Annotated in this window: 20 protein-coding genes; 14 read left to right on the top strand and 6 right to left on the bottom strand. The window is 64.9% G+C overall.

The genetic code is table 11. The annotated features are described in order from the left end of the window. The first annotated feature begins 264 nt into the window (after positions 1–264). From ACFPO9_RS23585 to ACFPO9_RS23575, 3 genes are all read left to right on the top strand, one after another. Entirely contained in the window at positions 265–795 is a 531-nt protein-coding gene (locus ACFPO9_RS23585; protein WP_379775700.1) for a methylated-DNA--[protein]-cysteine S-methyltransferase, read from the top strand. Continuing rightward, complete coding sequence (gene xerD, locus ACFPO9_RS23580) at positions 768–1673, top strand: site-specific tyrosine recombinase XerD (protein WP_379775697.1); 906 nt, start codon at positions 768–770, stop codon at positions 1671–1673. The genes ACFPO9_RS23585 and xerD overlap by 28 nt, the downstream gene beginning before the upstream one ends. 71 nt (positions 1674–1744) lie before the next feature. Continuing rightward, positions 1745–1921 carry a hypothetical protein gene (locus ACFPO9_RS23575; RefSeq protein WP_379775695.1) on the top strand — a complete coding sequence of 59 codons (177 nt, stop codon included), beginning with the start codon at positions 1745–1747 and terminating at the stop codon, positions 1919–1921. Positions 1922–2015: 94 nt separating this feature from the next. Here the strand turns inward: ACFPO9_RS23575 and ACFPO9_RS23570 are convergent, their stop codons facing one another. The 3 genes from ACFPO9_RS23570 to ACFPO9_RS23560 all read right to left on the bottom strand — a co-directional run bounded on the left by ACFPO9_RS23570 (position 2016) and on the right by ACFPO9_RS23560 (position 7618). Beyond that, a complete protein-coding gene (locus ACFPO9_RS23570) occupies positions 2016–5126 on the bottom strand; it encodes an efflux RND transporter permease subunit (RefSeq protein ID WP_379775692.1) in 3111 nt (1036 codons plus the stop codon). Between the two features lie 21 nt (positions 5127–5147). Beyond that, positions 5148–6332 (bottom strand): efflux RND transporter periplasmic adaptor subunit, encoded by a 1185-nt coding sequence (locus tag ACFPO9_RS23565; protein ID WP_379775689.1) that lies wholly within the window; start codon positions 6330–6332, stop codon positions 5148–5150. Positions 6333–6640: 308 nt separating this feature from the next. Then, a complete protein-coding gene (locus ACFPO9_RS23560; RefSeq protein WP_379775686.1) occupies positions 6641–7618 on the bottom strand; it encodes an endonuclease/exonuclease/phosphatase family protein in 978 nt (325 codons plus the stop codon). 38 nt (positions 7619–7656) lie between these two features. Between ACFPO9_RS23560 and ybaK the strand changes: the two genes are divergently transcribed. The 3 genes from ybaK to ACFPO9_RS23545 all read left to right on the top strand — a co-directional run bounded on the left by ybaK (position 7657) and on the right by ACFPO9_RS23545 (position 9768). Beyond that, entirely contained in the window at positions 7657–8148 is a 492-nt protein-coding gene (gene ybaK, locus ACFPO9_RS23555; protein ID WP_379775684.1) for a Cys-tRNA(Pro) deacylase, read from the top strand. A gap of 143 nt (positions 8149–8291) precedes the next feature. Next, positions 8292–8942, top strand: a complete 651-nt coding sequence (gene plsY / locus ACFPO9_RS23550; RefSeq protein WP_379775681.1) for a glycerol-3-phosphate 1-O-acyltransferase PlsY — start codon at positions 8292–8294, stop codon at positions 8940–8942. 172 nt (positions 8943–9114) lie between these two features. Continuing rightward, the gene (locus tag ACFPO9_RS23545) at positions 9115–9768 is read left to right on the top strand and encodes a DsbA family oxidoreductase (protein WP_379775678.1); all 654 of its coding nucleotides are present in this window, start codon (positions 9115–9117) and stop codon (positions 9766–9768) included. Here ACFPO9_RS23545 and ACFPO9_RS23540 read toward each other — a convergent pair. From ACFPO9_RS23540 to ACFPO9_RS23530, 3 genes are all read right to left on the bottom strand, one after another. After that, positions 9765–10610, bottom strand: a complete 846-nt coding sequence (locus ACFPO9_RS23540) for an endonuclease/exonuclease/phosphatase family protein (RefSeq protein ID WP_379775675.1) — start codon at positions 10608–10610, stop codon at positions 9765–9767. The two genes, ACFPO9_RS23545 and ACFPO9_RS23540, sit on opposite strands and share 4 nt — an antisense overlap. An 89-nt stretch (positions 10611–10699) precedes the next feature. Beyond that, on the bottom strand, positions 10700–11737 hold the full coding sequence (gene tsaD / locus ACFPO9_RS23535; RefSeq protein ID WP_379775673.1) for a tRNA (adenosine(37)-N6)-threonylcarbamoyltransferase complex transferase subunit TsaD: 1038 nt from the start codon (positions 11735–11737) through the stop codon (positions 10700–10702). 79 nt (positions 11738–11816) lie between these two features. Continuing rightward, complete coding sequence (locus ACFPO9_RS23530) at positions 11817–12875, bottom strand: 3-deoxy-7-phosphoheptulonate synthase (RefSeq protein WP_465263316.1); 1059 nt, start codon at positions 12873–12875, stop codon at positions 11817–11819. A gap of 119 nt (positions 12876–12994) precedes the next feature. Between ACFPO9_RS23530 and ybiB the strand changes: the two genes are divergently transcribed. The 8 genes from ybiB (at position 12995) to ACFPO9_RS23490 (ending at position 21229) form a co-directional block, all read left to right on the top strand. Then, positions 12995–13978, top strand: a complete 984-nt coding sequence (gene ybiB / locus ACFPO9_RS23525; protein ID WP_379775667.1) for a DNA-binding protein YbiB — start codon at positions 12995–12997, stop codon at positions 13976–13978. Between the two features lie 451 nt (positions 13979–14429). Next, complete coding sequence (locus ACFPO9_RS23520; RefSeq protein WP_379775664.1) at positions 14430–14969, top strand: DUF4402 domain-containing protein; 540 nt, start codon at positions 14430–14432, stop codon at positions 14967–14969. A gap of 35 nt (positions 14970–15004) precedes the next feature. Continuing rightward, positions 15005–15490: a DUF4402 domain-containing protein gene (locus tag ACFPO9_RS23515; protein ID WP_379775661.1), complete on the top strand. Its 486-nt coding sequence runs from the start codon at positions 15005–15007 to the stop codon at positions 15488–15490. Positions 15491–15537: 47 nt separating this feature from the next. After that, positions 15538–16383, top strand: a complete 846-nt coding sequence (locus tag ACFPO9_RS23510) for a fimbrial biogenesis chaperone (protein WP_379775658.1) — start codon at positions 15538–15540, stop codon at positions 16381–16383. 157 nt (positions 16384–16540) lie between these two features. Continuing rightward, complete coding sequence (locus tag ACFPO9_RS23505; RefSeq protein WP_379775656.1) at positions 16541–19051, top strand: MSCRAMM family protein; 2511 nt, start codon at positions 16541–16543, stop codon at positions 19049–19051. 59 nt (positions 19052–19110) lie between these two features. Then, positions 19111–20322, top strand: coding sequence for a BaiN/RdsA family NAD(P)/FAD-dependent oxidoreductase (locus ACFPO9_RS23500; RefSeq protein WP_379775654.1), 1212 nt, complete (start codon positions 19111–19113; stop codon positions 20320–20322). Positions 20323–20427: 105 nt separating this feature from the next. Further along, the gene (gene rpsU, locus ACFPO9_RS23495) at positions 20428–20640 is read left to right on the top strand and encodes a 30S ribosomal protein S21 (RefSeq protein ID WP_005665410.1); all 213 of its coding nucleotides are present in this window, start codon (positions 20428–20430) and stop codon (positions 20638–20640) included. 139 nt (positions 20641–20779) lie between these two features. Further along, complete coding sequence (locus tag ACFPO9_RS23490) at positions 20780–21229, top strand: GatB/YqeY domain-containing protein (RefSeq protein WP_379775651.1); 450 nt, start codon at positions 20780–20782, stop codon at positions 21227–21229. Positions 21230–21247 lie beyond the last annotated feature (18 nt).

The following is a 21247-nucleotide window of genomic DNA, read 5'->3' as shown; positions in this document are numbered from 1 at the left end:
ATGTATATAAAAAACTACGCTTTTCTTATACGAATGCGTTATGATGGCGCAGCTTTGGCACCACGATGGTGCGTTGAAGAAGCCCGGAATACGAATTTGGGGAGAAGCACCAAAAAAGCGGTAATCCAGCATTGGACTACCGGAGAAACAATGAGGAGACACACGTTTTATAGATGCCGCCGGCACTGACCGCGTGGCCGCAAACGTGACCCACACTGAAAACGCACCTCACGAGGGTGCGTTTTTTTTTGCTAAACTTCGTCAATGAACACACAACAGGGCAGCGAGCTTTTCAGCGCCATCGTCACGGCGCCGTTCGGGGCGATGGGTATCCGTACCGAAGACGAACGCGTACGCGAGCTGGTTTATCTGCCATCGCATTACGAAGAAAAAGCGCCGCAGAATGCCGCCGCCGAGCAGGCCGCGCGGCAGGTCCTGCGCTATTTCGCCGACGCCGATTTCCGTTTCGATTTGCCGCTGGCGGATGCCGGCAGCGAATTCCAGCGCCGCGTCTGGAACGCCATTTGCGCGATCCCGCGCGGCAGCGTGCGTACCTACGGCCAGGTCGCCAAGCTGCTCGACTCGCATCCGCGCGCGGTGGGCCAGGCCTGCGGCGCCAACTGGTTCCCGCTCGTGATTCCCTGCCACCGCGTGACGGCCAGCGGCGGCCTGGGCGGCTTCGCAAGCAGCGACGACGAGCACGGCTTCACGCTCACGGTCAAGCGCTGGCTGCTGCGCCACGAAGGCGCGCTTCCCATCGACGTCCCATGGCAGCAGCAATCAATCTTTCCCTGATCGATGGCTTCTGCGACGCCCTCTGGCTCGAGCACGGGCTGGCGAAGAACTCGCTCGACGCCTACCGCCGCGACCTGCGCCTGTTCGCCGGCTGGCTGGAGAAAAAGCGTCCCGGCTGCGCCAGCCTGCATGCGGTGCAGCCGCAGGATGTGGCCGCGTATTTTTCCGAGCGCCACGAGGACACCAAGCCCAGCTCGGCCAACCGGCGCCTGTCGGTGCTGAGGCGCTTCTACCAGATGGCGCTGCGCGAGCGCCGCATAGCCCATGACCCCTGCCTGAACATGGCTTCGGCCCGGCAGCCGACCCGCTTCGTGCACACGCTGAGCGAAGCCCAGGTCGAAGCCCTCCTGAACGCGCCGGACGTCTCGGCCCCGCTGGGCCTGCGCGAGCGCACCATGCTGGAGCTGATGTACGCGAGCGGCCTGCGGGTGTCGGAACTGGTGAGCCTGAAAGTGGTGGAGCTGAGCCTGAACGACGGCATCCTGCGCATCACGGGCAAGGGCAGCAAGACCCGCCTGGTGCCCTTCGGCGAGCAGGCAAGACTCTGGCTGGAGCGCTACATGAAGGAGGCGCGCGGCCAGATCTTGAACGGCCAGGTCGACGATGCCCTGTTCGTGACCGGCCGCGGCGGGCCGATGACGCGCCAGATGTTCTGGATCGTGATCAAGAAGCACGCGGCGCGGGCCGGCATCACGGCGCCGCTGTCGCCGCACACGCTGCGCCACGCCTTCGCCACCCACCTGCTGAACTACGGCGCCGACCTGCGCGTCGTACAACTGCTCCTGGGCCATTCCGACATTTCGACGACGCAGATCTACACCCATGTGGCGCGCGAGCGATTGAAGCACCTGCACGCCCAGCACCACCCGCGTGGTTAATTCTCAAGACCTGGCGGGTCTGGTGCGTCATAATGGTCTAGTAGCACTCTTCCCACACGCACGAGGACACCATGGCCAAGACGAATTTCCAGTATGAAAAACGGCAACGTGAGTTGGAGAAAAAGAAGAAGGCAGAGGAAAAGGCCAGGCGCAAGCTGGAGGCCAAGCAGCACAAGGGGGAGGAGGGGGATGCTTCTCCCGCGGAGGATTCTGGGGAGGTTGCTGAGCCGGAGAGTGATGCGGCTTAGTTAAAGCGTCGTTCCCGCGAAGGCGGGAACCCAAGTTGTAAGCGTTTCGACAGCTCATGCAAACTTGGGTCCCCGCCTTCGCGGGGACGACGGATCAGACTGCCTGTCCCTCGGCCGGCTCCACCTCGGCCTCATGCCCCTTCTGGAACCAGCGCTTCACCCGCTTGCCCAGACTATCCAGGTAGGTATAAGCCACCGGCACCACCACCAGGGTCAGCAAGGTCGAGGTGATCACGCCGCCGATCACGGCGCGGCCCATCGGCGCCTGGTTTTCCGCGCCTTCGCCCAGGCCCAGCGCCATCGGCAGCATGCCGAAGATCATCGCCAGCGTCGTCATCAGGATCGGGCGCAGGCGCACCTGGCCGGCTTCCATCAGCGCCGCAAACTGTGATTTCCCTTCGCGCTGGCCCTGGTTGGCAAAGTCCACCAGCAGGATCGCGTTCTTGGTCACCAGGCCCATCAGCATCACCACGCCGATGATCGAGAAGATGTTCAGCGTGCTCTTCGTGATCAGGAGGGCCAGCAGCACGCCGATCAGGGACAGCGGCAGCGCGGTCATGATCGCGATCGGCTGCAGGAAGCTGCCGAACTGCGAGGCCAGCACCAGGTAGATGAAGATGATGGCGATGCCGAGCGCGATGGCGAAGCCGCCCATGGTCTCCTCCATCTGCTGCGACTGGCCGCCGACGTCGAAGCGCACGCCGTCCGGCAGGTCGATGGTCTTCATGGCCGCGTTCACTTCCTTCATCACGTCGCCGAGCGGACGGTTTTCCAGGCCGGCATTGATCGCCACGCGGCGTTCCAGCGCCTGGCGCTTGAGGACCTGCGGGCTGGTCGATGGCACGAACTCGACCACCTGGCGCAGCGGCACCATGATCGGATTGCCGGCCGCATCCATCTTGCTCGAAGCGACCGCCAGGTCGGCCAGGTCGGCCACCTTCTGGCGTCCCGACTTCGGCAGCTGCACGTTGACCTCGTAGTTCTGGCCGTCCGGCGCCAGCCAGCGGTTGGTCTGGTCGCCGCCGACGAAGGGACGCAGGGCGGCGCCGATCTGCTGCACGCTCAGGCCCAGGTCGGTCGCCAGCTCGCGGTTGATCTTGACGATGGTGGCCGGGTTCGCGCCTTCCTGGCTGTACTGGATGTCGGCCACGCCCTTGATCTTCTTCATCTTGTCCATCAGGCGGTGCGCGACGATGTCCAGCTTGGCCTCGTCGCTGCCGAGGATGGCGATGAAGATCGGGCGGTTACCGACCGTCATCTCGATGCCGGCGATGCTGGCCAGGCGGTCGCGGATCACCTCTTCCATCTGCTGCTGCGAGCGGCGGTGGGTCTTGCGCACATCGGTCAGCTTCAGGTTGATTGCCGAGGTATGGCGGCCGTCCCAGGCACCCACCACGGTCTGCATGTTCTCGATTTCCTTGAACTCGCCCAGCGCCTTCTCGATCTGGCGCACCTTGGCGTCGTTGTAGTCGAGGCTGGAGCCGACCGGCACCCTGAAGTTCAGCTGGATGTAGCCGTTGTCGACCTGGGGCACGAATTCGCCGCCGATCATCGGCACCAGCATCAGGCTGCCGGCGAACACCGCGAAGGCGAAGGCCAGGGTGGACTTGCGCCAGGCCAGCGAGAAGCCCAGCACCTTCGCATACCAGCCGTGCACGTGCTCGATGCCGACGTCGATGCGCGCCATCAGGCGGCCCAGCCATGGCACATACTTGAAGCGGCCCTTGACCGGGTCCGGCCACACGGACGAGAGCATCGGGTCCAGCGTGAAGCTGACGAACAGCGACACCAGCACCGCCACCGCAACGGTAATACCGAACTGCAGGAAGAAGCGGCCGATGATGCCCTTCATGAAGGCGATCGGCACGAACACGGCGACGATCGCGAAGGTCGTGGCCATCACCGCCAGGCCGATCTCGCCCGTGCCTTCCTCGGCGGCGCGCCGGTGAGTCTTGCCCATGCCGAGGTGGCGCACGATGTTTTCGCGCACCACGATGGCGTCGTCGATCAAGAGGCCGATCGACAGCGACAGCGCCATCAGGGTCAGGAAGTTCAGCGTGAAGCCGAAGTACTTCATCGCGATGAAGCTGGCCAGCACCGAGATCGGCAGGGTCAGGCCGGTGATCACGGTGCTGCGCCAGGAGTGCAGGAACAGGAACACGATGAACATGGTGAGCACCGCGCCTTCGACGATGGTCTCCTTGACGTTGTCGACCTGGTGCTGCACCCTGCTTGAAACGTCCTCCAGCACCTTGAACTGCACGTCCTTCGGCAGCGTCTCCTTCATCGCCTCGATCGCCTTCTTGACGTTGGCGCCGACTTCGACGGTGTTCGCATCCTGGATCTTGGCGATTTCCAGCGACAGGGCGCGCTCGCCGTCCACGCGCGAGATCGATTCCTCTTCGGCGGCGCCGTCGCTGATCTGGGCCACCTGGTCCAGGTAGACCGGACCATTGGCGCGCCTGGCCACGATGATGCGCTTGAAGTCGGCCGCTTCCTTCATCTTGCCTTCGATGCGCACCAGGTTCTCGCGCTCGCCGTGGCTGATGCGGCCGGCCGGCAGGTTGGCGTTGGTGGAAGAGATCGCGCTCATGACTTCGTCGATGCCGACGTTCAGGCTGCGCAGCTGGTCCGGGCGGATATCGACCAGCACCTGGCGGTTCTGCTTGCCGTTGAGGCGGACCTGGCCGACCCCGGCCACGGCCTGGATGCGCTTGACGATCACCTGGTCGGCCAGCATCGACAGGTCGCGCAGGCTGCGCTCGTGCGACAGCAGCGCCACCTGCAGCACCGGCTGCGAGTTCTCGCCTTCCTGGCGGTAGACCACCGGTTCCCTGACTTCACGCGGGAAGCCGCCGCGCACGGTGGAGATGCGGTCGCGCAGGTCCTGCACGGCGCGGTCCATGTCCACGCTCAGCTGGAATTCCACGCTGACGCCGGAGCGGCCTTCCCAGGAATTGCTGCGGATGTTCTTGATGCCGCCGACGGTATTCGCCGCTTCCTCGATCGGGCGCGTCACGTCGATCTCGACCTGCCCCGGCGAGGCGCCCGGATAGGCGGTCTCGATCCACACGGCGGGGATCTCGATGTTCGGCATGCTCTCCACACCCAGGCTGCGGTAGGAGAACAGGCCCAGCACCATCAGGCCGACCATGACCATGGTCGCGAACACCGGGTGCTTGATACTGATACGGGTCATCCACATGTTGTTGTCCCTCTTGTTCTTTTAGTTGGGCAGCTTGACCTTGTCGCCGGGCTTCAGGCCGTCCAGCTTGACCGACAGGACCGTGCTGCCCGCCGCGATGCCCTCGACCGCTTCGACCAGGCCCTCGTCCTCGTTGCGCAGGCCGAGCTTGACCGGCTGGGCCACCACCTTACCGCTATCGACGCGGTACACCAGGTCGCGCCCGTGCTCCTGGCGCACCCCCAGCAGCGGCAGCAGCGGACGGGCAGCCGTTTTCTCGGTCGTCACGGCGCCTTTGGCGAACATGCCGGCGCGCAGCGCGCCATCCGGATTGTCGACGCCGATGTAGACCAGCATCGCGCGCGAGCCGGCTTCCGCGGCCGGGTTGATGCGCAGGACCTTGCCGGCGAAGTTACGGCTACCGAAACCGTCGACCTTGAACTGCACCTCCTGGCCGATCTTGACGCGCGGGATATCGGAGGCCGGCACCTGGGCGTCGAGGGTCAGCTGCTTCAGGTCGACGATCGAGAAGACCGGGCTGTCCGGCGACAGCTTTTCGCCGGCCTGCGCATGGCGCTTGCTGACCACCCCGGCGATGGGCGCGCGGATGGTGGTGTCGTTCATGGCGATGCGCGCCAGATCGAGCTGGGCGCGCGCCGAATCGACCGCCGCCTGGGCCAGCTCGACGCTGTTGGTGGTCGTGTCGTAGGCGTTCTGGGCGATGTAGTTCTGCTTGAGCAGGGCGGCGCTGTTGGCCTGGTTCTTCTTCGCCAGGGCCAGGCGCGCATTCGCGTCGGCAACGAGCGCCTGCTGCTGGGCCACGCGGGCGCGCGCCTCGCTGTCGTCGAGTTGCGCGATCACCTGGCCGGCCGCCACCTGCATCCCTTCCTGCACCGTGGTGTGCTTTACCACGCCCGAGACCTTGGAGCGCACCGTGGCCTGGGCCAGGGGCGTCAGGGAGCCGGACAGCGGCAGGGTCAGCGCCAGCGGCCGCGCCTCGACCCTGGCGACGTCGCGCGCCGACAGTTCGTGCACCACATCCTTCTTTTCCGCCGCCACGGGCGCGGCCGGCTTGGCGCCGCTGCCCGCATGCGTGTACGCATACCCGCCCGCGCCCGTGAGCGCGAGGATGGCCAGGCCGATGACGGGCTTGCGCCAGCGGCGGGCCTTGCTTGCCACGGTCAGGGAGGGCTCGACGGAGGCAGGCGGCAGGGATTCGATTTTCATGGCGTGACTCTTCTTATTCGGAGGGATTGGGGCAGAATAGGGAAGAGCATGACGAGCAGCTATCGGAATGCGACGAGCCGTGCATTCGGGCCGCTGAAACGTCAAAAAGCCGGGACGAGCGTGGACACTCCAACCGTCGTTCCCGCGCAGGCGGGAACCCAAGTTCGTTGGCGTTTCGTTAGCTCATGGAGAACTTGGATCCCCGCCTTCGCGGGGACGACGTTGGTAAAGCGCGGGGACGACGGTGGACTAGCGGGGACGACGGTGGACTAGCGGGAAGTCGGGTCGGGCAATGCCCGGCACGACGGTCAGGCGTCGCCGTAGGGAGCGCTGTCCGCCGCCCGCTCGAACAAGCGCAAGCGCGCCAGCACCTGCCCATGATCGGACGCTTCCGGCAAACCCAGGTCCAGATGGTCGTTCAGGTAGACCACATCCACGATCTCCCCCAGCGCACCCGGCAGCTCGCCGTTGAACTCCCCGGACACCAGGATGTGGTCGATGGTCGTGTACTGGCCTTCATGCAGATTGGAAAAGCCGACGTGGCGCAGGCGGTCCTGGCGGCGCTGCAGCTGGCAGGCGTCGTACAGGCGGTCGCCGCTGGGGGCGCCGAGACCGAGCACGATGCCGGTGGTGACGGCGTCGGCGACGTCGTTGAAATCGCCCAGCACCACCCGCGGACGGCGATTCTCGCGGCCCAGGCGCGACAGGATCACGCGCAGGGCGGCGGCCTCGGTGCCACGCCGGATCAGCGAGCGCAGGGAAGCGAGGGCGAACAGCTGCGGGTCGTCGCCGGTGTCGCTGGCGCGGTAATCCGGGCGGCGCGACTTCAGGTGCACCACCACCACGTCGACCACCAGGCCGGGCCGGACTTCGATGGCCGCGTGCAGGGGCGCGCGGGTAAAGCGCTCGGGATCGCGATTCCCGGGCGGCATCGCAATGCCGGAGGGGAAATAGGGGAAGGAGGCGGCGGCGTCGGCCAGCGGCAGGCGAGAGACCAAAGCGACGCTGGGCGTCAGTTTATCGGCGCCGGGATCGGGGTCGGAGCCGACGTGGATTACTTCGCGGTAACGGCGGGTGCGCGACAGCGCCTCGGCCAGTGCGCCTTGCGAGAACACTTCCTGGAAGCCGATGACGTCGGCGCCCAGCATGTCGATCTGGTGCGCGGTCCAGGCGATTTTCGCTTCGTACTCTTCAGGTGTGCTGGGCTCCAGGTTCTCGTAGAGCCGGGCGCCGGGCGGTGCAAGGTTGCAGACATTGAAGGTGGCAAAGCGAATTTCTTGCTGCATAATAAGCAACTCCTCCGTTTGCTTTTAGCGTAACACGCATGGCCAAGAAAGAGCACATTTCCGAGACACCGGCGACGCAATTCCTGCGCAAGCAGGGCGTGGCGTTTTCCGAGCACCCCTACGCGTACGAAGAGCATGGCGGGACGGCGGTCTCGTCGCGCGAACTGGGCGTACCGGAACACGAGGTGGTGAAGACCCTGATGATGCAGGACGAGGCGGCGCGGCCGATGATCGTGCTGATGCATGGCGACCGCAAGGTATCGACCAAGAACCTGGCGCGCGCCATCCCCTGCAAGTCGGTCGAGCCCTGCAAGCCGGAGGTGGCGCAACGCCATTCCGGCTACATGGTGGGCGGCACCTCGCCCTTCGGTGTACGCAAGCCGATGCCGGTCTACGTCGAGGAAAGCATCCTGGCGCTGGACAAGATTTATATCAACGGCGGCCGGCGCGGCTTCCTGATCGGGATCGCGCCGGGCGTGCTGGTGGACCTGTTGAAGGCCAAGCCGGTGCATTGTGCGCTGGCCGATTAGTTACCGCCGGGTTCGGCCGATGGTGTATATTCCACGCGCCTGAGCAATTGCCCAAAACCGGGGTCAGAGCCCGATTTTAGGAAATTGCCCAAAACCGGGGTCTGACCCCGGTTTGGTGTGGCGCAAACCAAGAAAGAAACAGCATGGACAGCTCAACGACTTACACCATTATTTTCACCATCGCCGCCTACCTGATCGGCTCGATTTCCTTCGCGGTGGTGGCAAGCCGCGCCTTCGGCCTGTCCGACCCGCGCACCTACGGCTCCAAGAACCCGGGCGCGACCAATGTCCTGCGCAGCGGCAGCAAGAAGGCGGCCATCGCCACCCTGCTGGGCGACTGCGCCAAGGGCTGGCTGCCGGTCTTCCTGGCCGTGCACTACGGCGACCGTTTCGGCATCGAGGACGGCGGCATCGCCTTGATTGCGATCGCCGTCTTTGTCGGTCACCTGTGGCCGGTGTTTTTCCGCTTCGTCGGCGGCAAGGGCGTGGCGACCGCGCTGGGCGTGCTGCTGGGCCTGAACGTCTGGCTGGGGCTGGCGACCCTGGTCACCTGGCTGGTGGTGGCCTACGCCTTCCGCTACTCCTCGCTGGCCGCGCTGGTGGCCGCGATCTTCGCGCCCTTCTACTACGGCCTGCTGTTCGGCGCGAACGAGATCCTGTTCGCCGTCATCATCATGAGCGCCCTGCTGCTGGTCCGCCACGGCAAGAACATCGGCAACCTGCTGGCCGGCAAAGAGTCGCGCATCGGCAGCAAAGCCGCCGGCGCGAAGCAGCAGCCAGTCAAGAAAAAATAAGCCAAGCTTTAAGCTGAATAAAACCGGGGTCTGACCCCGGTTTGTCGTGAATCAAACGACCGAACGTTTTCGTGCTCGCGCTGCCGGCTTTTGCTCGATGTGTCACCATATGCCAAACGCCGCATCCCATGCGGCTCCTATTCCAGGAAGGTGGTGAGTCGTGAGCAAGCAGATGAGAATCGATTTCGTGTCGGATGTATCGTGCCCCTGGTGCGCGATCGGCCTGAAATCGCTGGAGCAGGCGCTTGAACGCGTCGCCGGCGAGATCGAGGCGGACATCCATTTCCAACCCTTCGAGCTGAACCCGGGCATGGGCTTGGGCGGCCAGGACATCTTCGAGCACATCGCCGAAAAATACGGTTCGACGCCGGCCCAGCAGGAGCAGTCGCGCGAGATGATCCGCCAGCGCGGCGCGGAGGTCGGCTTCACTTTCGACATGAGCAAGCGCGGCCGTATCTACAATACCTTCGACGCCCACCGCCTGCTGCACTGGGCCGAAGGCCAGGGCGAGGGCCGCCAGCGCGCGCTGAAGGAAAAGCTGCTCGAGGCCTATTTCACCAAGGGCGAAGACCCGAGTTCGCAGGAACTGCTGGTGCGCGTCGCCGGCGAGGCCGGGCTCGACCAGGCGCAGGCGCGCACCGTGCTCGAGTCGGGCGCCTATGCCGACGAGGTGCGCCAGCGCGAGTACTACTGGCAGCGCGCCGGCATCCGCTCGGTCCCGGCGATCGTCATCAACGAACGCCACCTGATCTCCGGCGGCCAGCCGCCCGAGGTGTTCGAGCAGGCCTTGCGCCAGCTCGCCGAGCAGGAAGAAGAGACGGCCTAAGCCAGATCCAGAACGATCGGCTGGTGATCCGAGGCCGCGGTCTCGGATTGCACGTTGACCTCCGCGATGCGCGGCGCCAGGTCCTCGGTCACGAAGAAATAGTCGTAGCAGTCCGCGCGGGCTGGCCAGGGGTAGCCGTGCAGGCCGGCGGTCGGTGCGCGCGCCATGTCGCCGTGGCGGACTTTCCAGGCATCGAGCAGGGCCAGCGCGCCGTCCGCGGGCGGCGCCGTCAAGGCGCGGTAGTCCTCGCCATCCGGCGTGAAATTGAAGTCGCCGCAATAGATGGCGCTGCCAGGCCGGAAGCCCAGCTGGAAGGGCGGATCGAGCGTGGTTTCCGGCTGGTAGATGGCGGCGCGCGCGCAGGCTTCCGCATGCAGTTCGCGGATGCGCGCCACCTGGGCGCGGCGCTGCGGCGGCGAATAATACTCGAGGTGGGTGGTCAGCAGGCGCAGCTTCCCGCCGGGTGCGTCGAGCACGGTTTCGATCATCCCGCGCGGCATCCCGGGCGGATGTTCCGGCGCGGCCGGCCACGGCAGCATGTGGCGCTGGGCCTGGGTGATGCGGTACTTGGACAGCAGGATATTGCCGAACTGGCGAGGCAGGTTGTTACGGTAGATTTCGCTCGGCGCGTGCTCGATCATGTGGTAGCCGCCGAGCGCGCCGCCGAGCTGCTTGAACTGGCTGGCGGTCGCGCTGCCTTCGAGTTCCGGATGATTGGCCGCCACTTCCTGCAGGCAGATCACGTCCGGGTTCAGCTTGCGCAGCACATCGATGATGGCGTGGATCCGGATGCGCCCGTCCTTCCCGCAGCCCCAGTGAATATTCCAGCTGACTACGCGCATGCAGCACCTCCGTGAAACTCGACTGCCCGATATTGCCATCTATTCGGACTGAAAGGTCACACGGTAGGATCAATATCAACCTAACAAGTTCAAGCGGGTTCTATCTCATCCAGCGGCCAGCGCGGCCGCACATTGAACGAATAATCATGCGTCGCGGCCGCCGGATTGCGCTCCAGCCGCAGCGCGCCGGCGAAGGCGATCATCGCCCCGTTGTCGGTGCAGAACTCCAGCTCCGGATAGTAGACCTTGAACTTCTTCTTCGCCGCCGCCGCGTTCAGCGACTCCCGCAACTGGCGGTTCGCGCCGACGCCGCCGGCGATCACCAGGCGCTTCAGGCCGGTGTGCTTGAGCGCCGAGATGCACTTGGCGGTCAGCACGTCGACGATCGCATCGACGAAGCCGCGCGCGATGTTCGCCTTGTCCTGCTCGCAGATGTTGGCGATCTCGCTGCCGCTGTTCCTTACCACCGTCAGCACCGCCGTCTTCAGGCCGGAGAAGCTGAAGTTGAAGTCCTTCGAATGCAGCATCGGGCGCGGCAGTTTATAGGCTTCCGGATCGCCGAACTCGGCCAGGCGGGAAATGGCCGGCCCGCCCGGATAGCCCAGGCCCAGCAGCTTGGCCGACTTGTCGAAGGCTTCGCCGGCGGCGTCGTCGAGGGTTTCGCCCAGCAGGGTGTAGCGGCCGACGCCGTCGACCCGCATCAGCTGGGTATGACCGCCCGAGACCAGCAGGGCGATGAAGGGGAACTCCGGGCGCTCGCTGGCCAGAAGCGGCGACAGCAAATGGCCCTCGAGGTGGTGCACGCCCAGCACGGGCTTGTCCAGCGCCAGCGCCAGGCTGCAGGCCACCGAGGAACCGACCAGCAGCGCGCCGGCCAGGCCCGGGCCCTGGGTGTAGGCGATGGCGTCGATGCGCTCCTTCGGCAGTCCGGCCTTGGCCAGCACCTGTTCGAGCAGCGGCAAGGCGCGGCGGATGTGGTCGCGCGAGGCCAGTTCCGGCACCACGCCGCCATACTCCTCGTGCATCGCGACCTGCGAGTGCAGGGCATGGGACAGCAGTCCGCGCTCCGTATCGTACAGAGCGAGGCCGGTTTCATCGCAGGAGGATTCGACGCCGAGGACAATCATGGGAATAGCGGAAGTGGAAAAGCAGAATCCGCCATTGTACCGTAGGGTGGGCTCTCCGAGCCCACCATGCAGGCACGGATCAGGGCCGCTGCAACAGCTCGCGATGCGCACTGCGCAGCATCGCCTCGGTATCTTCCCACCCGATGCAGCCATCGGTCACCGAACAGCCATACTTCAGCTGCGCCAGATCGCTTGGGATCGCCTGGTTGCCGCTGACGATGTTCGACTCGATCATCACGCCCACCAGCGAGCCGTTGCCGTGCCTGATCTGCTGGATCACGTCCGACATCACCAGCGGCTGCAGCTCCGGCTTCTTGTAGCTGTTGGCGTGCGAGCAGTCGACCACCAGGTTGGCCGGCAGTTTTGCCTTCTTGAGCGCCTGCTCGGCGATCGCCACCGACACCGAATCGTAGTTCGGCCGGCCGCCGCCGCCGCGCAGCACCACGTGGCCGTAGCCGTTGCCGCGGGTGCGCACGATCGAGACCGTGCCCTGGCCGTTGATGCCGAGGAAGGAGTGCGGGCTGGACGAGGACAGCACGGCGTTGATGGCGATCTCGATGTCGCCGTCGGTGCCGTTCTTGAAGCCGACCGGGGTCGACAGGCCCGACGACATCTCGCGGTGCGTCTGGGATTCGGTGGTCCTGGCGCCAATGGCGGTCCAGGCAATCAAATCGCCCAGGTATTGCGGCGAGATCGGGTCCAGCGCCTCGGTGGCGGTCGGCAGGCCCAGCTCGCAAACATCCAATAAGAACTGCCGGGCGCGCTCCATGCCGACGTCGACGCGGAAGGAATCGTCCATGAACGGGTCGTTGATATAGCCCTTCCAGCCGGTGGTGGTGCGCGGCTTCTCGAAATACACGCGCATCACCAGCACCATCGTGTCGGCGACCTCGGCCTGCAGCGCCTTCAGGCGGCGCGCATAATCGAGGCCGGCCACCGGATCGTGGATCGAGCAGGGGCCGACGACCACGAACAGGCGCTTGTCCTTGCGGTCGAGGATGTTGCGCAGGGTCTCGCGGCCCTTCATCACGGTGGTGAAGGCCAGGTCGGTCAGCGGCAGCTTCTGGTGCAGCTCGACGGGCGACGGCATGGTCGCGAACGAGGTGACGTTGGTATTTTCGATATCGGGCGTATTCAGCATGGCGGGACGATGTTCCGGGCGTTTTGTCTTTGGGGGAGGATCAGTCTAGCCCGAAAATGAAAATGTTGCACCGCAATGCGCGAAAAATGCACGGGCCGCGATGTTATCCTTGCGTCATGCAGACCAAGCCCGAACCGAATACTGATCCGTTTCCCGCCGCCCGCTTCATCAAGGAGATCGGCCGCGGCGTGAAAGGCGCGCGCAGCATGACGCGCGAGGATGCTGGAACACTCTATGGGGCCATGCTGGACGGCCGGGTGTCCGATCTCGAGCTGGGCGCCATCCTGCTGGCCATGCGCATCAAGGGTGAATCGGTGGAGGAGATCGGCGGCTTCATGGACGCCGCCGAAAGCTCGTTCGCGCCGCTACCGTCGCCGCCCGGACCTTATGCGCCGGTGCTGATCCCCAGCTACAACGGTTCGCGCAAGCTGGCCAACCTGACCCCGTTGCTGGCGCTGCTGCTGGCGCGCGAGGGCGTGCCGGTGCTGATCCACGGCGTGCAGCAGGACCCCGGCCGCGTCACCACGGCCGAGATCCTGGCCGAGATGGGCATCGGCCCGGTCGGCTCCACCGCCGACATGCTGGACGCCTTCGCGTCAAGCAAGCCTTGCTTCATGCCTATCGACGTGCTGGCGCCCAGGCTGGCCGGGCAACTGGCGCTGCGCCGCATCCTCGGCGTGCGCAATTCCACGCACACCCTGGTGAAAATCCTGCAGCCCTTCGACGGCCCGGCGCTGCGCCTGGTTTCCTACACCCATCCCGAATACCTGGCGATGCTGACCGAGTACTTCCGGACTGCGGCGCCGGCCGGGCGTGGCGATGCCTTCCTGATGCGCGGCACCGAAGGCGAAACGGTGGCGAACGCCAACCGCGCCCAGCAGATCGACTGGTTCCATGCCGGCGAGCAGACCCTGCTGGCTGAACGCGACGCCCCGACGGACGAGCTGGCGCCGGCGCCGGAAGGACGCGATGCGCCCGCGACCGCCGACTGGATCCTGCGCGCCCTGCGCGGCGAACAGCCGGTGCCGCCGCCGATCGCGGCCCAGGCCGCGCACTGCCTGCGTATTTCCCGTGCTCTGCGGGAAGCTGCTACCTCGTAATCCATCCTCCCCGACGGCGCCTGTTCACGGCGCCGCATCCCCCTGCCGTAACAGAAGAATTGTTCTTGCCAGCATGCTCATGCCGGCAAACTGGAACAGTTATTAAAATCGCATTCAATTGTGTCATTTGAAACAGTATTGGCGCAAATAAGTAGGAGCTGTTTTACAAAATGCTCGTATTTACCGATAAGTATGTCAAACCGCAGGGAATTCGCGGGTAAATACTCGCCTTCGCTCAACAAAAAATATGCAAATTCACAAAATTTTTCCCGAGTTAAGCCTCGATAAACGTTGATGAGCAACAAATAGTAGGTATTGTTGGCTTGCAAAATAGCAAAACGATACCTCTGGGAAAGTATTATCGTTTCCTAGGTGAAACTCCGGTTTCCGGTTCGTACTACAAGTATGTCGGCTACTCAAAGCCGTTTTATCCAACCTAAGGAAGACAAGAATGGACAAGTACTCCCGCCTCAGCTCGATCGGCTTCAAACTTGCCGCGATGGCCCTGGCAATCGGCGCAGCCGGTAGCGCGATGGCAGCCAACAACGCGACCGCAACCGCAACCAGCACCGTCATCACCCCGATCGCCATCAGCAAGGCCGCCGACCTGGCGTTCGGCAGCATCTCGGTGGGTGCCGGCGGCGGTACGGTAACGGTCGCCACCGACGGCGCGCGTACCAAAACCGGTGACGTGTTCCTGGCGGGGGGCGCTACCGGTACGGCAGCGAAGTTCGACGTGACCGGTTCGGGCACCATGACCTACTCGATCACGCTGGGCGGCGACACCTCGCTGAGCGACGGCACCAACACCATGACCTTCGCCCGCGTCAGCGACCTGACCGGCGCCGGTGCAACCTCGGGCAACGTCACGTCCGGCGCCCTGACCGCCGGCGCGCAGTCGATCTACGTCGGTGGGGTCCTGACCGTGGCGGCAAACCAGCCGGCCGGCGCCTACACCGGCAACATCTCGGCGACGGTCGACTACAACTGATCATAGCAAGGTAGCGGCGCAGCCCGTTTGTCATCATGTCTCGCCGCACCCATCCCATTCTCATCGTCGGCATCGCATCGCTGTCGGCGCTGTTGTTGCCTGCCGGGCGCGAAGCCTGCGCCCAGCAGATCAACCTGGTCAATACACGGGGCATCGATTTCGGCCGATTCGTCGCCGGTACCGGCGGCACGGTCGTGATCAGCGCGGCCGGCCTGCGCTCCCGGACCGGTGGCGTCGTCCTGCTGAATTCTCCGAGCGCCGGCCAGGCGAGCTTCAGCGTAAGCAAAAGCAACAACGGCGGGGGTAACAAAGCCGTCATTCTCTCCCTGCCGGCCAACGGCAGTACCCGGCTCACCAGTGGAAGCAATAGCATGGCAGTAAATTCCTTCGTCAATTCCACGCTGGGCACGGTCACGACCGCCGGCACGCCGGTGTCGGTGGGCGCGACCCTGACGGTCTCAGCCAACCAGCCTGCGGGCGCTTATTCAGGCGCATTTCCACTGATCGTCAACTTCCAGTAATCCTGCCGCCGTTCTGATGTCATCCCACGGCGCAGAAAGGAACCACCATGTCTTTCCCCTCGTTCGCATCCGTTTTCAAGGGCTTGCTGCTGCTGGCGCTGGCCGCGCCGGCGCAGGCCGAACTGATGCTGCACCCGACCCGCATCGTGTTCGAGAAAAACCAGCGCGCCGCGCAAATCGACCTGATCAATAACGGCGCAAAGCCGACCACCTACCGGATTTCGCTGGTCAACCGCCGCATGACGGAGGCTGGCCAGTTCGTCGCCGCGGATACCCCCGCGCCGGGCGAACGCTTTGCCGACGACATGCTGCGCTTTTCGCCGCGCCAGATCACGCTGCAGCCGGGAACCGCCCAGACCGTGCGCGTCATGCTGCGCAAGCCGGCCGAGCTGGCGGACGGCGAATACCGCTCGCATCTGCAGTTCGAGAAGCTGCCCGACGTCGAAGGCAACGCCAGCATCGAGAACCAGGGCCAGGGCCAGCCCGCGGACGGCAAAGGCATCGGCGTCGTCCTGAACGCCCTGGTCGGCGCCTCGGTGCCGGTCATCGTGCGCCACGGCGTCACCAGCGCGAACGTCAGCCTGTCCCAGCTCGCGCTGAAGGCCGACCAGGCCCAGCACCAGGTCCTCGCGCTGCAGTTCCTGCGCGAAGGCAGCAGTTCGGTATATGGCGACCTGAGCGTGACCTTTACGCCGCGCGGCGGCAGGCCGCAGACCCTGGCGCAGATCGGGGGCATCGCCGTGTACACGCCGAACCGGGTGCGCCAGGCCGCGCTGCCGCTGGAAGTACCGAAGGGGCTGGAGCTGGCGCACGGTACGCTCGAAGTGAGCTACCGCGACCGGCCGGAGGCCGGCGGCAAGCTGCTGGCGCAGGCGAATCTCGAGCTGCCGTAAGGGATGGACCGGTGAGCCGCAAGTAATGATCGTCAGGGCTGGGTTTCTTTTTGCTGGATTGATGCTGCTGCCGGGAGGGCAGCCTGCCGCCGCTGCTGAAAAGGGAGGGGCGGCGGTAGCGGCGTCAAAGCCGTCCCCGAAAACCGAAGCGAATTTGATGCTGTTCGAAGTGCGCCTTGGCAGCCAGGTTTTGTCCGACGGCGTCACCGCGTATGAAGTCGGGCGCCGCGTGTTCCTGCCGCTGGGCGAGATGTCGCGCTTGCTGACGCTGGCGGTGCGGGTGACGGACGAAGGCCGTGCCAGCGGCTATATCCTGACCGAGGAGCGTAATTTCAGCCTCGATGTGGCGGAAGGCGCCGTCCATGCCGGCGGCAGGCGCGAGGAACTCGACCGTTCGCAAGTCAAGGTGGAGCCTGAGGACATCTATGTCGACAGCAGGCTCATGGCGCGCTGGCTGCCGGTCGATCTCGACATCGACATGCCCAGCCTGACCCTGAAGGTAAGCCCGCGCGAACCGCTGCCGTTGCAGGAGCGCCTGGCGCGGCGCGAACGCCGCGACCTGCCGGGCAACCAGGCCGGCTACGCCGATCCCGGCTATCCGCGCCTGGCCGCGCCCTACCGGATGGCGGCTGTTCCCTTCCTCGACCAGACCTTGGGTGTCAGCACGCGCAGCGCGGGCGGGCAGCGCCGCACCGACACCTCCTACACCGGTTACCTGACGGCCGACCTGCTGGGCATGGAGGCGGCGTTGTACGCAAGCCGCAGCCGCGACGATCCCTCGTCCGGCCTGCGACTGACGCTGGGACGCCACGACCCCGATGCCAATTTGCTGGGGCCGCTGCACGCGCGCACCGCACTGTTCGGCAGCGTGACGGTGCCGGGCGTGGACAACATCTCGGCCAGCAGTGCCACCGGCAACGGCGTCGCGCTGAGCAACCGCCCCCTGAACCAGCCGACCAGCTTCGACCGCCATACGCTGCAGGGCGACCTGCCACCCGGCTGGGATGTCGAGCTGTACTACAACGAGGCCCTGGTCGGCTTCCAGCAGTCGCGCCCTGATGGTAAATACAATTTCCCGGACCAGCCGCTGGCCTATGGACCGAACGAGTTCCGGCTGGTGTTCCACGGCCCGCTCGGGCAGTTGCGGGTCGAGCGCCAGAGCTTCCTGCTCGAGGAGTCGGCGGTGCCGCGCGGCGCCCTGTTCTACGACGTGGCCGCGCATCGCGACCAGTATGGGCGCCCGCGCTCCCTGGCCCAGTTCGAGTGGGGCCTGACCGGCTACCTGAACGCCGTTGGCGGCTGGCAGCGTGTGCAGGTGCCGGGCAGCAGTGAGCAAAGCTATGCCAACCTCGGGCTGCGCAGTTACTGGAACACCTTCATCCTGAGCGGCGACGCAGTCCGTGCCGGCGACGGCGGCAGGCTTGCCCAGCTGGGCCTCAAGACGCGGCTCGGCAATGTTGCCGTTTCGGCCAGCCGCGCTCGCCTCGATGGCTTCAGCAGCGAGCTCTTCCCCCACACCGCCGACCCGGTGCGCATCCGGGACGAGCTGCGTGCCGAAGGAGCGCTTGCGCCGGGCGGCGGCATATTTTTCCCGCTCTCGCTCGAAGCGCGGCGCGACCTGCTCGCTTCGCAGAAAGAGAACGTGCTGGTCCAGGGGCGCATCTCGGCCTACCGCGACGGCACGGCGGTCAGCAACGCACTGCGCTGGCAGTCGCTGGCGGGCAACCGGACTGCGGACGGGCTGCTGCAAGTGAGCCGCCGCGTCGCCGGCATCGGCCTTACCGGGCAGCTCCAGTACCTGCTGGCGCCTGGCAGGCAGCTTGGCAGTGCGGCCGTTTCGGCCGATCGCTACCTGCCCGATGGCTACCTGGTCAACCTGGGCCTGATGCGCATGTTCGATACCCATGAAACCCGCCTGAGCGGTGCGCTGAACAAGAGCCTGGGAAGCTATGGCCTCGGGGTAAACGGTTTCTGGTCGAACCGGCATGAATATGGCGGCGGCGTCCAGTTCTTCATGGCGCTGGGACTGGAGCCGCGCCAGGTCCGCGTGATGACCGATGCGCAGCCGATGGCGAACATGGGCTCGGCATCGGTGCGGGTGTTCCTGGACAAGAACCTGAACGGCGCGATGGACGGCCTTGACGAGCCCATCAAAGGCGCCGGCTTTACCATCAATGGCGGCAACCACCTGGCGCGCACCGATGCCGACGGCATTGCCTACCTGCCGCGCCTGCCGGCCCACCAGAACATCGACCTGGCGCTGGATCCGAACACCCTCGAAGATCCGCAATGGCAGCCGCAGACCAGGGGCGTGCGCATCGTGCCGCGGCCGGGCACGGTCAACCAGGTCGACTTTGCGGTGGCGATCACCGGCGAGATCGACGGCAGCACCTATTTCCTCACCAAGGGCAAGAGCCGCCCGATCGGCGACCTGAAGCTGGAACTGGTGGACGGCACGCGCAAGGTCGTGGCCAGCATGAGCAGCGCGTCCGACGGTTACTACGTCATCACCGGCGTGCTCCCCGGCGATTACTGGCTGCGGGTATCGCCCGACCAGCTCAAGCGCCTCGGACTGACCGACACGGGGATGCATGTCATCACCATCAAGCCCGACGGCACGGTCCTCAATGGGCGCGACTTCTACGTGTTGCCGAAGAGCGAGGGATAGGCGCAAGCCAGCCTCAGGCCTTACAATCGAGGGTTTGGTAAAACGATTGTGGCGGCAGAATGGCAAAACGATATGACGTGGTGGTGATCGGCGCGGGCGCGGCCGGCATGATGTGCGCGGCGGTGGCGGCCCGGCGCGGCAAGCGCGTGCTGCTGGTCGACCATGCGGCCAAGCTGGCCGAGAAGATCCGCATCTCCGGCGGCGGCCGCTGCAACTTCACCAACATCAACGCCGGCTGGCAGAACTTCGTGTCGGAGAATCCGCACTTCTGCCGCAGCGCGCTGTCCCGCTACACGGCCCAGGATTTTTTGACACTTGTAAAAAAATACCGCATTGCGCACCACGAGAAGCACCGCGGCCAGCTGTTCTGCGACGATTCGTCGGAACAGATCATCCGCATGCTGAAGGACGAATGCGATGCCGGCGGCGTGCAATGGCGGATGCCGTGCAAGGTGAGCGGCGTGGAAAAGCTGGAAGACGGTTTCGTGGTCGGCACGGATGACGGGCCGATCGAGACAGCCAACGTCGTGGTGGCCACCGGCGGCCTGTCGATCCCGAAGATCGGCGCCACCGACCTGGGCTACCGCATTGCCAAAAGCTTCGGCCTGGACATCGTCGAAACGCGCCCGGGCCTGGTGCCGCTGACGTTCGACGGACCGAGCTGGCAGCCCTTCGTGCCGCTGGCAGGCATTGCGCTGGAGGTCGAAGTCGAGACCGGGTCGAAAAAAGGGAAGGGGGCAAAATACGGCCACTTCCGCGAAGACCTGCTGTTCACCCACCGCGGCCTGTCCGGCCCGGCGATCCTGCAGATTTCCAGTTATTGGCAACCGGGCACGCCGATCGTGCTGAACCTGCTGCCGGAGCTGGACGTGGCGGAAGAACTGATCGCTTCCAAAACCAGCGTGAAAAAACAGCTGGGCAATATCCTGGCGCAGTGGCTGCCGGCGCGCCTGGCCGAGGGCTTATTGCTTGCCAACGGCTTCGCCCCGGATGCGCGCCTGCCCGACATGGCCGACGCCAAGCTGCGCAAGCTGGGCGATGCGATCAACCGCTGGGCCATCGTGCCGACCGGCTCCGAGGGTTATAAAAAGGCCGAGGTGACGCTGGGCGGCGTGGACACGCGCGAACTGTCGCAGCAGACCATGATGGCGGCCAGGGCGCCGGGCCTGTATTTCATCGGCGAGACGGTCGACGTGACGGGCTGGCTGGGCGGTTATAACTTCCAGTGGGCCTGGGCTTCGGGCTACGTCGCAGGGTCGTCCATCGAGTGAGGTTCTCAATGTGGCAATTGCGGCACAGGCTGAGAAAACTTCGCACTGATCTTGAAAAGCTGTTAGAATTTCGTTCTTCCCTAAATCCAACGGTTTCATTTTTACATGACCACTATCCGCCTTAAAGAAAACGAGCCGTTCGAAGTCGCTATGCGTCGCTTCAAGCGCACTATCGAAAAAACCGGCCTGCTGACCGAACTGCGCGCACGCGAGTTCTACGAGAAGCCGACCGCAGAGCGCAAGCGCAAGCTGGCCGCCGCCGTGAAGCGTCACTACAAGCGTATCCGCAGCCAGCAGCTGCCGAAGAAGCTGTACTAATTCCATTCAGCTGCCTGATCCGGCGACGGCCTGTGCCAGTCCCGGCTTTCGAGGCCTGAATACGTCGAAGCCCGCTCCGGTCGATACCGCAGCGGGTTTTGCCTTTTTCCCTTTTCAAAAATAATACCGCGGAGAATCCATGAGCTTGAAAGCACAACTGACCGACGACATGAAGAACGCGATGCGCGCCAAGGAAAGCGAACGCCTGGCCACCATCCGCCTCGTCCTTGCCGAAATCAAGCGCAAGGAAGTGGACGAACGTATCGAGCTGGACGATGCCCAGGTCACCGCCGTCGTTGAAAAGATGATCAAGCAACGCAAGGATTCGATCACCCAGTTCGAAGCCGGCGGCCGCCAGGACCTGGCGGATATCGAAAAGGCCGAGCTGGCCATCCTGTCGACCTACATGCCGGCCGGCCTGTCGGACGAGGAAGTTGCCGCCGAAGTTGCCGCCGCCGTCGCCGCCTCGGGCGCCGCCGGTCCGCAGGACATGGGCAAGGTCATGGGCATCCTGAAGCCCAAGCTGGCTGGCCGCGCAGACATGACGGCCGTGTCGGCGCAGGTGAAGAAGGCGCTGTCGGGCGCCTGATGTCTTACCCGGAACGGC

Origin of the sequence: Massilia aerilata, assembly GCF_042656905.1 — a bacterium.
In the GTDB taxonomy this organism is placed as follows: domain Bacteria; phylum Pseudomonadota; class Gammaproteobacteria; order Burkholderiales; family Burkholderiaceae_D; genus Telluria; species Telluria aerilata.
Note: the sequence above shows the minus strand (reverse complement) of the source record. Positions and strands in the feature narration are given on the sequence as shown.